The organism is Paenibacillus wynnii, from assembly GCF_000757885.1.
Classification (GTDB): Bacteria; Bacillota; Bacilli; order Paenibacillales; family Paenibacillaceae; genus Paenibacillus_AQ; species Paenibacillus_AQ wynnii.
In genome coordinates, this window is the sequence record NZ_JQCR01000003.1 from 1,309,435 (window position 1) to 1,322,516 (window position 13,082).

The window sequence follows — 13,082 nt, forward strand, 5'->3', positions numbered from 1 at the left end:
AAAGAAAGCATCCGTTCAATGCTCCGGTTTTTACCGGTCATTGTAAACGGGATGCTTTCCCTGTTTTTTACATTATAGTGTTGCTGTTTATTTAGTATTTTATCATATACAGCGTGATTTCATCTCGATTATGGAACAATTGCTTGGCTCGTTGGATCTGCATCCGCTCCGCTTCGAAGATCTCAATAATCTCCTTGATCATGGCTAGCGGTTTCTTGTGCATCAGCTTCACAGTTACCACAGCTGTTCCTCCCGGAACAAGACTGTGTAGTAAACCTGTAACCATTTTCGCCATCAGCTTAGGGCTCCAGCTCATATCACAGACAATGACATCAAACTCATTTTCGCGGAATTTGAGCTCATTGGCGTTCTTCCGCAAGATCTTAAGTCCTGGATAATTCTTAAGCGACTCATGCATGTGGGCCGGATCCACTGCTGTCACCTGTACCCCATGCTCCAGCAAAAATGAAGTCCACCCACCCGGTGCAGCCCCAATATCCAGTCCCCGTCGGAAGCTGTTGAAGGGAATACCAAACTCTTTTTCCGCTTCGATAAGCTTGAACTTGGCTCTGGAAATTTGACTTTCCTCCTTGCGGAAGCGGATAGCCCCTCCGTTCCAACTGGACAGGTTCTCTTCCGGACGGCATACACCTGCATACAGTGCATCATCATCGGCGTAAACTGAAATTACCCAAGCGGGTTCATGCACAGAGAATTCGGCCCCAAGACCTTTTACTTCCTCCTGCAGCCACTCCCTTAGTTCTCCGGGGCTTTCTTGCCAGAATGAATTCCCACCCTTACGGACATGCAGTGCAATAGTTTGTCCTTGAAGATGACTCAGACTATTTAAATAGGTTGCCAACCGTCCTAGTGCAGGTAATCCAGCTTCATCCTGGAACTGAACAGGTTGAATGTGGCGCAGAAAGATAGGCAGATTATTCAAAAGAAGTTGTGTGACCTCTTCCGGTTCGACTTGCAGCGTAGCTAAGAATATCTCACCCGGCACCAACAGCGTGCTTTTTACTGCGCCGAACAGACGGCGAAGTTCCTCTTGAGCAAAGGGTGCAAAACCGTGATTAGCCGTACATATATAACGTGAACTAACCGGTTCTTCCGCTTGGGGAGTTTGCCCCTCAGGGTCTTCAATGAAATCGTTCAAATGGTTGAGCCTCCAGATCTTATTTTAATCCAAGGCCGACCTCCGTCCCATTCAACATCAATAGGAATATCGTAGGTAGCCATAAGCATTTCCTTAGTTAATACATCTTCCTTGCGGCCGGAGCCCGCCAGCTTACCTCCGCGAATAAGAGCAACATGTGTGAACAGTGGAACAATTTCCTCGACATGATGGGTGACATAGACAACCGCAATGTTTCGCTGACGCAGCCTATCCACTTCTGCCAGCATTTTTTCCCGTTCATACAAGTCAAGACCTGCACAAGGCTCGTCCAAGATGAGAAGCTTGGGATCAGCCATTAAGCAACGAGCCAACATCGCTTTTTTGCGTTCACCCTGCGATAAAGTTCCCAGCGGTTGAAAGGCCAGTGATCCTAGATTCATTTCCTCCAACAGTTCAATTGCTCGCTCTTTCACGGTACTCGGGATGGTCTGATAGAACCGTAAATAAGCGTACGCCCCTGTCGCTACAACTTCCCATACCGGGTCTGAAAGTGACAGCTTCTCCATCAAGTTCGGGCTGATATAACCGATTTCCTTACGGACCTCACGCACATCACATTGTCCGTATTTATAGCCAAGTACCTCTATTGATCCCTTGCTGGGAAAAAGATACCCTGTCATCATCTCCAGTAAGGTAGTTTTACCGGAGCCATTACGACCGAGAATCACCCAATTCTCACCGGGTCCGATCTCAAGTGAAACGTCATCGAGAATTAGACTTTCTTCCCTGCGAAGGGTAAGATGCTGTAATGAAATCATTTATGAGGTCACACTCCTTATGTACTCCAGCACTCTTTCTACAGAAACCATCGCATAATAAATATCCGGGTCTGTGTTTCGGTCCGCAGAAGCTACCATTAACGCAGGCACACTGGAAATACGATATTGGGCTACTAAACCGGGCATCATATTAACATTAGCGGAAGCCACGATAAGGTCGGGCGGCAGCATATGTTCCGCAACCTCCAACATTCGCCGAGCTGCATTGCAGGTTCCACAAAGAGGTGTATAGAAAAACACTGCCAACGGTCTGCCTTCCTGTTCCAAAATCTCCAGAAGCTGTACTTCCTTCATATCCTTCATTCGTTGGAGTCACCAGAAGCTATAGCCAGCAGCTTGTCTTGTGGCATAGGTCCGTTGTGAATAAGCATCCCTTCGGGTTTGGCGGCGTAGAGCATCTCGTACATCTCTTTCCTGCCCCATAGGCTCGAGGTATGAAAATAAACTTCTTGCGGGAATAGTCCTTCCAGTACGATAAGCCTTGCTACTTCGCTTCCAGTATCGTCAACAGGTCCCATATCATGGTCGAGTGACAGAACTCCAACCTCATAATTACGCAGTAGCAACAGACACTCCTCCGTAGTGCGAGCCAGCATGAACCCTTGCGGTACCTTTCTAAAGTCATCCATATAGACATTAATCATGATCCTAACCTCCGATCAATCAATACCAGGAATTCACGGTATCCATTTCGTTCCGATAAGTTCCATCCGCTCCTGTTTCGGTCTCCATAACCATTATTTCAGGACAAAGCTGTTCTGCGGTCAACAGACTTCTCAATCCCTCATTACCAATATAGCCCTTACCAATTACTGCATGGCGATCCCGCCCAGAGGCAAACGGATGCAATGAATCATTCAAATGAACAGCCTCAAGATCATCCCAGTAGCCCAGCGCCTGCCCCCGTTTAATTAACTCCCCGGTGTCTGATGGATTCCAAATCCCTGCGGCAAATGCATGACAAGTATCGAAACAAAATCCGATTTTTTCAGGATAACGGCTAAGCTCACGCACCTTTACCAGTTCTTCCAGAGTTGTTCCTGTCGATCCGCTAGTGCCAGCTTGATTCTCGATGAGCAGCTTCGCTCGGCCTTCCCAGGAATCTAACGTTTCATTCATACATTGTATAATATTTTGATACCCTTGTAACGGCTCAGTACCCTGAAAATGTCCAAAATGAACCACAATTCCAAGTGAACCGCACGCTTCCGCAATCTCAAGATCATTCCTTAGTGATAATACGGTGATAGATCGGCCATTACTATTCGCCCCCATATTGGTTGGATAAGGGGTGTGAGCAATAGACTTCAACCCCTTCTCCCGGCAAAAAACTGCACAATCCTCTGCATCCCGCCTATTCACAGGTTTGATTTTTAAGCTTCGGGGATTCTTAGGGAAATATTGAAAGCCTGTCGCACCGCTCTCCCAGGCAAATCGGGCTGCTTTCCCGAAACCACCGCGGATGCTGACATGACTTCCGATTGCAGGTTTACTGTTCATGTTGGCAGTCAGGGCAATAGAACACTTTACGCCCAGACAGCTCTACTTTAACAATGGTTCCCCCACCACGAAGGCAAGGTTCGCCTTCCCTGTCATACACTTTGCATTGATCATTGTACGCACCAGTCACCGTATCACCCGTCATAAAGGGGATTTCCATATATCCGCCAGTATCGGTAGCTTCTGTTAGAACCTTACGAACTGCCTCATACAGACGGGCGATAGAGTCCTTCGTCAATGTCTGAATTAGTACCGTCGGCAACAGTTTGGCCTCATAGGCAATTTCATCCGCATAACAATTACCGATACCTGCAAACACATGTTGATTCACGAGTGTTGTCTTAAGCGCCCCGCGTCTTTTTTTCAGCAATTCCTCAAAGCGTTCCAAAGTCATCCGGCGATCCAGCAGTTCAGGTCCCAGCTTACCCATTAGTGCTTCGCCTTCCTTGACGGATACCAGATGCAAATATCCAAGACGCAGCCCAATGAAATACAAAATATGATCCCCGAAGGCCAGCTCCACCTGCGTGCTGCGTTCCGGTCTTTCCTCCTCCGTTCCATAGAACAGCATTCCGCCCAGCATCAGATGCAGCAAGAGACGTCGGCCATCGTACAGATGGAACAAAATATATTTGGCTCTCCGTTCAACAAAGACCACCCGTGCTCCGAGCAACGCCTCGGCAAAGACGTTCGTTTCTACATTGATGGTTTTCTCTCGGTTCACGGTTACTCCCGTAATTGGCACATTTATAATATGCTGGCTCAGCAGCCTCCTGTAATTCTCCATTTCCGGTAATTCCGGCATGTCTCATCTTCCCTTCTACGTTGGTGAAATATAGCGATTCTGCTATTATAACCCGAGCAGCGCCATTAGTTCAGTTAAATCAGCACAAATATAATCCGGAGTTAGTCCGGTAACGGTCTTATAGTGCTCCAAATTATTTTCTGTAGTTAAACCTGTCAGCACAAGAACCGTACGACAACCCGCCCCTGCACCAGCAGCGATATCCGTCCTCATGTTGTCACCTACTACAATTGCATTCTCGGGATTAATGTTAAGCAATGCGGTTGCGTAAGTCATCAGGTGTCTCTCCGGCTTGCCGATGACAATCGGAGCTACTCCGCTTGCTGCTTCAATAGCTGCACCAATCGTACCCGCGCCGGGCATCACGCCGTCATCCGACGGTAACATGAGGTCAGGATTAGTGAGCACGGAGACGGCACCCTCCATAATCCACCTAGAGGCTTGAGCCAAAGAGTTATATGTAAAAGAGCGATCTATCCCTTGGACAACATATTGCGGAGCTTCGGTTACAAGTGTAAGCCCCACATCCATACATGCCTGATGTAAACCTTCTTCCCCGAATATCGCTACCGTTGCTCCCGGTGTTTCCTCGGACATATATTTCGCTGCTGCAAGAGAGGAGGTACATACCTCTTCAGCCCTAGCTTCTATGCCCATTCCTCGCAGATGCTCCGCTACACTCTCCGGTGTCCGTGAAGAATTATTCGTGACGAATAAAAAAGGAATCCCCGCATCCCGAAGGCCTTTTATTAGATCGTCCGCACCCGGAATTCTGTGTCGGCCATGATACAGCGTTCCATCCAGATCTATCAAAATTCCTTCTATATTGTCCATGAAGGCTCCTCTTTTGGCGTTTTTAATTAATTCATGCCATTAATAGTTAATACGATAAAACTCAAGATATCCGTCTATAGCCTATAAGAAAGTCGAACAGAATCGAAGATGATGCGGTTTCCGCGATATTTGCCACAACTCTGTCACTTCCTGCGCTTTCCCGGAAAATAATTCATTTCCCGCTTACCTCCGATAGATCGGAAAGGCTGTAAATTCCTCCGCTAACTGTGTCTCCGGGAATACCGACCGCGCTTCCTCCAGCAGTGGAACGAGCTCATCAAAAGAGCTGTAGCGGGAGCTGAAATGTGTCAGTAAAAGCCTGCGTGCTCCTGCTTCCTTGGCACACTCAGCAGCTTGAAGTGCTGTACTATGATAATACTGATAAGCCATATCCGTTAGATCTTGAGAAAAGGTAGCTTCATGCAGCAATAAATCGGCATCCAAGGAAAGGTGGAGTGCACCTGGACAAGGTCTTGTATCGCCCAAAATAGTGATCACCCGTCCTCGCTTAGGCTTGCTTAGTACATCGGTAGCGTGTATAGTCTCGCCTTCCTCCGTCATCACATCGAAACCCTTTTTGAGTTTTCCGTATAACGGTCCCGGCTTCAGCCCTTTGGCCTTAAGCAGCTCCGTGTTAAGACTGCCTGGACTGTCTTTTTCAACAATGCGGTATCCGTAGCTGTCAATACGGTGCTCCAATAATCCGGCCTCCACCTTAAAGCCTTCATCCTCAAAGATAAGTCCACCGGTATGCTCTATGATTTCAAGCTTGTAAGGGATACGGGATTGGCTCAGTGAAAGGGAGGTTTCCAGATAAGCCTTGATACCTGGAGGTCCGTAGACCGTAAGGGGACTTGTTCCTCCCTGATAACCCCGACTGGAAATAAGCCCTGGCAGGCCGAACAGATGATCACCATGCATATGGGTAATAAATAACTTCTCCAATTTACCAAGCCGAAGCGGAGACTTAAGCACCTGCTGTTGAGTACCTTCCCCGCAATCAAACATCCAGTAGCTGCGGCGTTCCTCAAGCAAACGCAAGACAATAGAAGTTACATTTCGTTGCAATGTGGGGATACCGGCATTTGTCCCTAAGAAATATAATTCCATAGCTGCCCTCCTATCTTTTCTATACTGTATTCAAAAATCAAAACAGCTGCGCCGTACTTTGTAAGTTTTATCGTTCTAGTATTCCCAGCAAAAAACCTCCCGTAACCGGGAGGTTCCGCTGAAATGAAAATTTTTCATTCAGTCCGGGATTATATAATTGGCTTACAACTATACCTTCTCAACATTGAAATACTGTGCCTCAGGATGAGCAAAGACCATTGCGGATACAGAGGCTTCAGGCTCCATCATGAAACCTTCTGTTAAGTGAACACCGATGTCCTCCGGCAGCAATAGCTTGAAAAGTGGTCCTTGATCCTCCAAATCGGGACAGGCAGGATAACCAAAGGATACTCGGATCCCCTGGTAACGGGCACCGTGTCTTTGCTTCATCGTCATATCCGCGCTATCGGGAAAGCCCCAAATATCACGCATCATATGATGGACACGCTCAGCCAGACCTTCTGCTATCTCAAGAGCAACCGCCTGAAGTGCATGTGAGCGTAAATAATCCCCTTTATCTTTAAGCTCTGTGGAGAGTTCTCTAACTCCATGTCCTGCAGTTACCACCAAGAAACCTACATAATCCATTATGCCGCTGTCTACAGGCTTCAGAAAATCAGCTAGGCACAGATAAGGTTCAACCGCCTGACGTGGGAAGGTGAAGGTGTGAAGCACCTTGTTCACATCCTGCGGATCATATACGAGAATATCATTCCCGCGGGATTGAGCAGGGAAAAATTGATAAATGGCGTGCGGTGTAATCGTACCGTCCATTATCGCCTGCTGCAGGATATCGTCCACGGTTTCTTTTAATTCTACTGTACGTGGATCCCGTGCAGCAAGCTGAGCCTCTACTGAACCCTTCAGACCTAAGTGATGGCCTAACAGCATCTGCATATTCACATAAGGAATTACATGACCCAATGGATAGTTGCGCAGCACGTGACGGTCCAAATCCGGAGGAAGAAAGACGGGAGCATCCGGTGAAATATGAGATCGGACAGCTCTTGTCAGCTTAGGCAGCTCCGGTGAAGGGGCAACCGCTACTGCCGCTTCCGCTTCCTCGCGGATTTCTTCCTGCATTTTAGCCCGTTCATTCGGGTTCATCAACCGGTTGGCGATATCCAAACCATCCATAGCATCCTTGGCATAGAGCACCATCCCGTCATATTCAGGACGAATACGAGTTTTGGTAAACTTGCGCGTCAATGCTGCTCCTCCGACTAGAATCGGAACATCTATTCCTGCCGTACGCAGATCTTGCGCGGTCAGTACCATCTGCTGGGCAGATTTCACGAGCAGCCCGGACAGTCCAATCGCATCCGCTTTTTCACGCCGGAACGCTTCAATAATGTTCTCTGGTGGTACTTTTATACCCAAATTTATAATTTGGTAACCATTATTGGACAGGATGATCTCAACCAAATTTTTGCCGATGTCATGCACATCCCCTTTAACGGTAGCGAGCATGATTTTACCCTTAACTGAGGTCTCGTCCTTCTTCATGAACTGCTCCAGATGATTTACCGAGGCTTTCATCACTTCAGCACTTTGGAGAACCTCCGCAACAATCAATTCATTATTATTAAATAACCGGCCGACTTCTGACATTCCTGCCATAAGAGGTCCATTGATAATTTCAAGAGGGCCGCTTTTGGTTAATGCTTCGTTCAAATCGGGTATTAAGCCTTCCTTCGTTCCTTCCACCACATAAGAAGCCAACCGTTCTTCGAGCGAAAGATTGGAGATTTTCTCTTTCTTCTCTACTTTCTTTTCTCGGAAAGCGGCAACAAATGCGGAAAGCGTCGCATCATTTGTGTTGTAGATTAGTTCCATGGCAAGATTCCGCTCATCTTCGGGAATAGATGCATAACGCTCCACCTTCTCCGTGTTAACGATAGCATAATCAAGCCCAGCCTTTGTACACTCATATAAAAAGACGGAGTTCAGTACTTCACGTCCTGCTTCAGGAAGTCCAAAAGAGACATTACTGATTCCCAGGATCGTATGAACCGCAGGGAGTGCTTCTTTTATCAAACGGATTCCGTCAATGGTTTCCTTAGCAGAGCCGATATATTGCTCATCTCCTGTACCCACTGGGAATACTAATGTATCAAAAATAATATCCTCTGGGTTCAGGCCGTACTTGTTCACGAGCAGATCATAGGAACGTTTGGCAACCTCAAGCTTATCAGAAGCCAGGATAGCCTGTCCGGTCTCATCAATTGTACCTACCACTATCGCAGCACCATACTTATGAATCAGCGGCGTTACCTGCTCGAATTTTTCTTCACCATCTTCAAGATTAATGGAGTTAATAATTGCCTTACCTTGGCAATATTGAAGTGCCAAATCTATAACCTTAGGGTCGGTGGTATCAATCATCAAGGGAACTTTAACCTTCTTGCCAACCAACTCCAGAAAAATCTTGATATCCTCGCTCTCATCCCGGTCAGGGTCCTGTACGCAGACATCAATGACCTGAGCACCGCTCTTGACCTGTGCACGGGCAATTTCTGAGGCTTCCTCATATTTACCTTCAACAATTAGACGCTTAAATTTCCGTGAGCCCAGAACATTCGTCCGCTCTCCAACCATGTATGGACGATTCTCACTCTCGATATAAATAGGTTCAATTCCGGAAAGCGCCGGCGGGTGATTTCCTTCCAATGGACGCGGTGGATACTGTGCCAATTCATCAGCCATCGCACGAATGTGCTCAGGTGTGGTACCGCAGCAGCCCCCAGCGATATTTAACCAGCCCTTTTCGGCAAAAGCACCGATCTTGCGGGCTAAAGATTCCGGTGATTCGTGGTAGTTCCCGTTCTCATCAGGCAGGCCTGCATTTGGATAGCAGCTTACAGCCGCCGAGGAAATCGCTGACAATGAACGAATGTGATCCCGCATAAATTCCGGCCCAGTTGCACAGTTCAAACCAATCGATACCGGGTTCAGATGCTCTAATGAAATATAGAAGGCTTCGATATTCTGTCCGGCGAGTGTTGTTCCCATCGGCTCAATCGTTCCTGAGATCATTACCGGTAGAGTAATTCCTGTCTTCTCAAAAGCATTTCGGATCCCGATGCTTCCAGCTTTAACATTCAGTGTGTCCTGTGAAGTCTCTAGCAGCAGTGCATCCACACGGCCTTCTATTAGAGCTATAGCCTGCTCTTCATAACTCTCAACAAGCCCCTTGAACGTTACACCTCCGGTGACTGATAAAGTCTTTGTCGTCGGGCCCATTGCCCCCACAACGTAACGCGGATGTTCCGGCGTATCATATTTGTCTGCCGCTTTACGGGCAAGCTCAGCGGCTACCAGATTAATCTCGCGCGCTTTTTCAGGTATATCATATTCCGCCAGTACAACCGAGGTTGCACCGAATGTATTGGTCTCTATCAGATCAGCACCTGCTTCGAGATACTGCTCGTGTATGGTCTGAATAACCTCTGGTCGAGTTAGAACCAACATTTCATTACATCCGTCGAGTTCCTCTCCGCCAAAGTCTGCATCCGTAAGTGGGACCTGTTGGATCATGGTGCCCATCGCGCCATCAAGAATTAATATTCGTTTTTGTAAGCTTTCAGCAAGTGTGATTTTAGCCAATTTAGTATCCCCCCAGTAAAACATTAGAGTAAGTTTAGCAGAATATAGGGAATTCGAAAAGCCTTCCTTTCCACTCTGCATTATAAGTATTCATTCATAGTAAGGTTTTTTATATCTATAAGTCTTATTATACACACAAAAATTCTTTCATTACGGCTCACCTGTCGAATGATGTTCACAATTTTGTGACATATATCACATTTTCGACCGAAATCCAAGAAGAAACGGCTTTGCCGTCCAAAGTATACTGAAAACTTATACTTCCTTATATATTAAAAAAAGATGCCCCAACAACCATGTTGATGGTTGATAGGACACCTATCTTATAGAACTTATAAGGACTCTACTAATGGAATAAGATCTGCCAGATGCTCTATTTCAAAATGAGGTTGGATCTCGGGATTTGGTTCTTTTCCGGTACGGTTAATCCAAACCGTGGTCAGGCCGGCGGCCAGTCCACCGCGGATATCTGTCGTTAATTTGTCGCCAACCATTACCCCCTGCTCCGGAGTAATTTCCAGCAAATTAAGAGCATGTAAGAAAATATCCTTATCCGGCTTCCCTTTGCCAAAGCTTCCCGAAATCACGACATGATCAAAATAGGGTATTAATTCTGGTACTCCATCCAGCTTCTCTTGTTGAAGAGCCGGACAGCCATTCGTCAGAAGCAGCAGCTTCACTTTTCCGCGGAGCTGATTAAGAATCTGGAAGGTCTCTTCATAAATATAAGGTCTGCTTCTTCGTTCAGCTGCAAACGTCTCCGAAAGTGACTGAGCCAGATCCTCATCATTGATGCCAAGAGCAGCAAGTCCCCGGCGCCATGACTCCTTGCGGTACAGTGGAGCCAGCTTTTCCATTTGACGAAATTCATTTTGCTCTCCTGCGGTAAAATTCCCCCATAGAGCTTCAAAAGGATTAATCCCGATCATCTGAGTAAAAGGGAAGGTCTCGTAGGATTCGTATAGACCTCTTGCTTCCTTGCGCACCGCTTCCTCCAGTTCCTGAGGGTTAACGGAATCTCCCGCTGCTTTACAAGTAAATTCAAATGCTTCCTCAATGCTGCGTTCATCCCAGAGCAGCGTGTCGTCCAGATCAAACAGTACGGCGGTAATCGGCATTAGATTTCTCCCTCTTCCTCAATAATCATGATGCGTGATTCTACTCGCGTTCTATTGTGATGTTATTAGCTGTGGCAAACTGCTCCAAACGTTCTCCCATGACTGCAGTATCATAACGATTGATTAACTTGGAGAAAATCCATTTCATCCGCTTACCCTTATGCTTAATGATTACAGAACCGCGGGAGAGAACGATTTTCTCAATATCCGCCGCTCCAAGAAAGCGTTCACGGTTAAACTTGAAGGTCGAGAGTCTTGCACGTTCCACCTTCAGGTATGGACGACGGAAAAAAAGAAGTGCTGCCAAAGCAAAATAAAGAACGATCCCAAGCCAATTCATCAGAGAACCATTGCCCTTTACTTCATCTAAGGTTCCGACCATCCAGTACATAATTCCAAGTCCTATCAGTACTACAGGCAGAACAATATTACGTCCTCTATACACATCTCCGCTTTTTGTGGATACAGTGGAAGCATGAATTGAATCTTTGCCTGCTTTCTTTCTTTGCTGGTTGATTTTTTGCGAGTTGCGTTGAACCATTCTTTCCCAAGAACGGGCCATGTGATTTCCCCCTAGTCGTTCTGTAATATCTATGAAAAGGAAAAAGGAATTAATGTAACAGTCCCTTGTTACCTTTATCATGCTTATCATTATCTACAATCTCAATAGTGTTCAACTGAGTACGGAAATTATTCCGTATGTTGCCCAGATAGATTTCACGAAGCTTCGCTCGTTCTGCCAGTTCTTCTTCATTCAGGCCAACGGACTTCTGTTTGCGTGCTAATTCGTTAATCCGCGCGACCAGTTTATCGATATCCACTGCTCTTCCCTCCCTTATAAATTCATACTAACTTTGCCATGAGAAAAAGAGCTTGTCAAGGTCTACCCCCTGCAAGCTCTTCGATATGTAATTCACACTTCCTTAAATCTTAATAAATAGGAAGAGATAAGATATCTCCTGCCTGAATACTACTGTTCTCTAACCCACTGTATTGTTTAATTCCTTCTATATATACGACTGTTCTCATGTCAGACGGTTTATTCTTCAATGCAATACTCCAAAGCGTATCACCACGTTCAACGACTACTATTTTCTCCTGATGTTTAACCTGAGCAATAGAACTGGCGAAGACATTACCTACTACTGTAAACCCGGAAACTACGAGCATGAGAATCATCAAGACCTTAATCAAATTTGCCTGCCGGAATGCTTTGGTCATAAATAAAGACGAAATCATACGAACGGATGAAAAACGATTTTCTATAGGATCAACCCTCGGTGTCTCTTTATAAATGCTGCGGTATGTGCTATATTTTAACATGAAATATCACCCTCCAAACACTTGTTCTTACTTTCAAAAATAATATAACACGAACATGTGTTTGAATCAATACTATTTTCGAACAATTGTTCCCTTTTCTTTAGTTTTAGAACTTATGTTTGTACGAACGGTAGTTCTATGTTATAATTTTCCCAAACATTACTATATGGGGTTGATTCCGATGTCCAAGATTTCAAGTCGTCAATTGGCGATTCTGGAGTTTATACGTAGCGAAGTCCGCAGCAAGGGTTATCCACCTTCCGTTCGTGAAATAGGTGAAGCTGTAGGACTTGCATCCAGTTCCACTGTTCATGGTCATCTAGACCGCCTGGAGAAGAAGGGACTTATCCGCCGTGACCCCACGAAGCCACGCGCGATCGAACTTCTGGGTCAAGAAGATTCTGATAACGTTCATCAATTTGCACAGACGATCACCCGTGTTCCGGTTGTAGGTAAGGTAACTGCAGGTCTACCGATCACAGCAACAGAGAATATTGAGGATTACTTTCCGCTACCCTCTCACTTTGTAGGGGATAACAAAGTATTTATGCTGTCCGTTCTCGGTGACAGTATGGTTGAAGCAGGAATAATGAATGGAGACTATGTTATTGTTCGGCAGCAGCAAACGGCTGACAACGGTGATATCGTAGTTGCTATGACTGATGAAGATGAAGCAACGGTTAAGACATTCTATAAAGAACGTGATCATATTCGCCTGCAGCCTGAGAACCCGGCCTATGAACCCTTACGCCTTAACCGCGTAACGATATTAGGCAGAGTTATTGGATTGTTCCGAGATATTCATTAATTTCCTTATTTATTTTTTC

The 13,082-nt window shown here is 46.1% G+C and carries 14 protein-coding genes; 1 reads left to right on the forward strand and 13 read right to left on the reverse strand.

The window, feature by feature from the left end:
• Positions 1-91: 91 nt before the first annotated feature.
• The 13 genes from PWYN_RS21375 to PWYN_RS21435 all read right to left on the reverse strand — a co-directional run bounded on the left by PWYN_RS21375 (position 92) and on the right by PWYN_RS21435 (position 12,255).
• Positions 92-1,159: an SAM-dependent methyltransferase gene (locus tag PWYN_RS21375; protein WP_052088254.1), complete on the reverse strand. Its 1,068-nt coding sequence runs from the start codon at positions 1,157-1,159 to the stop codon at positions 92-94.
• On the reverse strand, positions 1,156-1,938 hold the full coding sequence (locus PWYN_RS21380; RefSeq protein WP_036656039.1) for an ABC transporter ATP-binding protein: 783 nt from the start codon (positions 1,936-1,938) through the stop codon (positions 1,156-1,158). Before PWYN_RS21380 ends, PWYN_RS21375 begins: the two co-directional genes overlap by 4 nt.
• Positions 1,939-2,262: a thioredoxin family protein gene (locus tag PWYN_RS21385; protein WP_240479806.1), complete on the reverse strand. Its 324-nt coding sequence runs from the start codon at positions 2,260-2,262 to the stop codon at positions 1,939-1,941.
• Complete coding sequence (locus PWYN_RS21390; protein ID WP_036656040.1) at positions 2,259-2,603, reverse strand: cyclic-phosphate processing receiver domain-containing protein; 345 nt, start codon at positions 2,601-2,603, stop codon at positions 2,259-2,261. Before PWYN_RS21390 ends, PWYN_RS21385 begins: the two co-directional genes overlap by 4 nt.
• Positions 2,604-2,622: 19 nt before the next feature.
• Complete coding sequence (locus PWYN_RS21395; RefSeq protein WP_036656043.1) at positions 2,623-3,459, reverse strand: deoxyribonuclease IV; 837 nt, start codon at positions 3,457-3,459, stop codon at positions 2,623-2,625.
• Positions 3,449-4,264 carry an Fpg/Nei family DNA glycosylase gene (locus PWYN_RS21400; RefSeq protein WP_036656045.1) on the reverse strand — a complete coding sequence of 272 codons (816 nt, stop codon included), beginning with the start codon at positions 4,262-4,264 and terminating at the stop codon, positions 3,449-3,451. The genes PWYN_RS21395 and PWYN_RS21400 overlap by 11 nt, the downstream gene beginning before the upstream one ends.
• Before the next feature lie 45 nt (positions 4,265-4,309).
• On the reverse strand, positions 4,310-5,098 hold the full coding sequence (locus PWYN_RS21405; protein WP_036656049.1) for an HAD-IIA family hydrolase: 789 nt from the start codon (positions 5,096-5,098) through the stop codon (positions 4,310-4,312).
• 183 nt (positions 5,099-5,281) lie between these two features.
• Positions 5,282-6,208 (reverse strand): ribonuclease Z, encoded by a 927-nt coding sequence (rnz, locus tag PWYN_RS21410; protein WP_036656053.1) that lies wholly within the window; start codon positions 6,206-6,208, stop codon positions 5,282-5,284.
• Between the two features lie 168 nt (positions 6,209-6,376).
• Entirely contained in the window at positions 6,377-9,754 is a 3,378-nt protein-coding gene (metH, locus tag PWYN_RS21415; protein WP_420805822.1) for a methionine synthase, read from the reverse strand.
• A gap of 392 nt (positions 9,755-10,146) precedes the next feature.
• Positions 10,147-10,932 carry an HAD family hydrolase gene (locus tag PWYN_RS21420; RefSeq protein ID WP_036656059.1) on the reverse strand — a complete coding sequence of 262 codons (786 nt, stop codon included), beginning with the start codon at positions 10,930-10,932 and terminating at the stop codon, positions 10,147-10,149.
• A gap of 40 nt (positions 10,933-10,972) precedes the next feature.
• Positions 10,973-11,494, reverse strand: a complete 522-nt coding sequence (locus PWYN_RS21425; protein WP_036656061.1) for a hypothetical protein — start codon at positions 11,492-11,494, stop codon at positions 10,973-10,975.
• A gap of 49 nt (positions 11,495-11,543) precedes the next feature.
• Positions 11,544-11,753, reverse strand: a complete 210-nt coding sequence (locus tag PWYN_RS21430; protein WP_036656063.1) for a DUF896 domain-containing protein — start codon at positions 11,751-11,753, stop codon at positions 11,544-11,546.
• 109 nt (positions 11,754-11,862) lie between these two features.
• On the reverse strand, positions 11,863-12,255 hold the full coding sequence (locus PWYN_RS21435; protein WP_036656065.1) for a LysM peptidoglycan-binding domain-containing protein: 393 nt from the start codon (positions 12,253-12,255) through the stop codon (positions 11,863-11,865).
• Positions 12,256-12,436: 181 nt separating this feature from the next.
• Between PWYN_RS21435 and lexA the strand changes: the two genes are divergently transcribed.
• On the forward strand, positions 12,437-13,063 hold the full coding sequence (gene lexA / locus PWYN_RS21440; protein ID WP_036656067.1) for a transcriptional repressor LexA: 627 nt from the start codon (positions 12,437-12,439) through the stop codon (positions 13,061-13,063).
• Positions 13,064-13,082 lie beyond the last annotated feature (19 nt).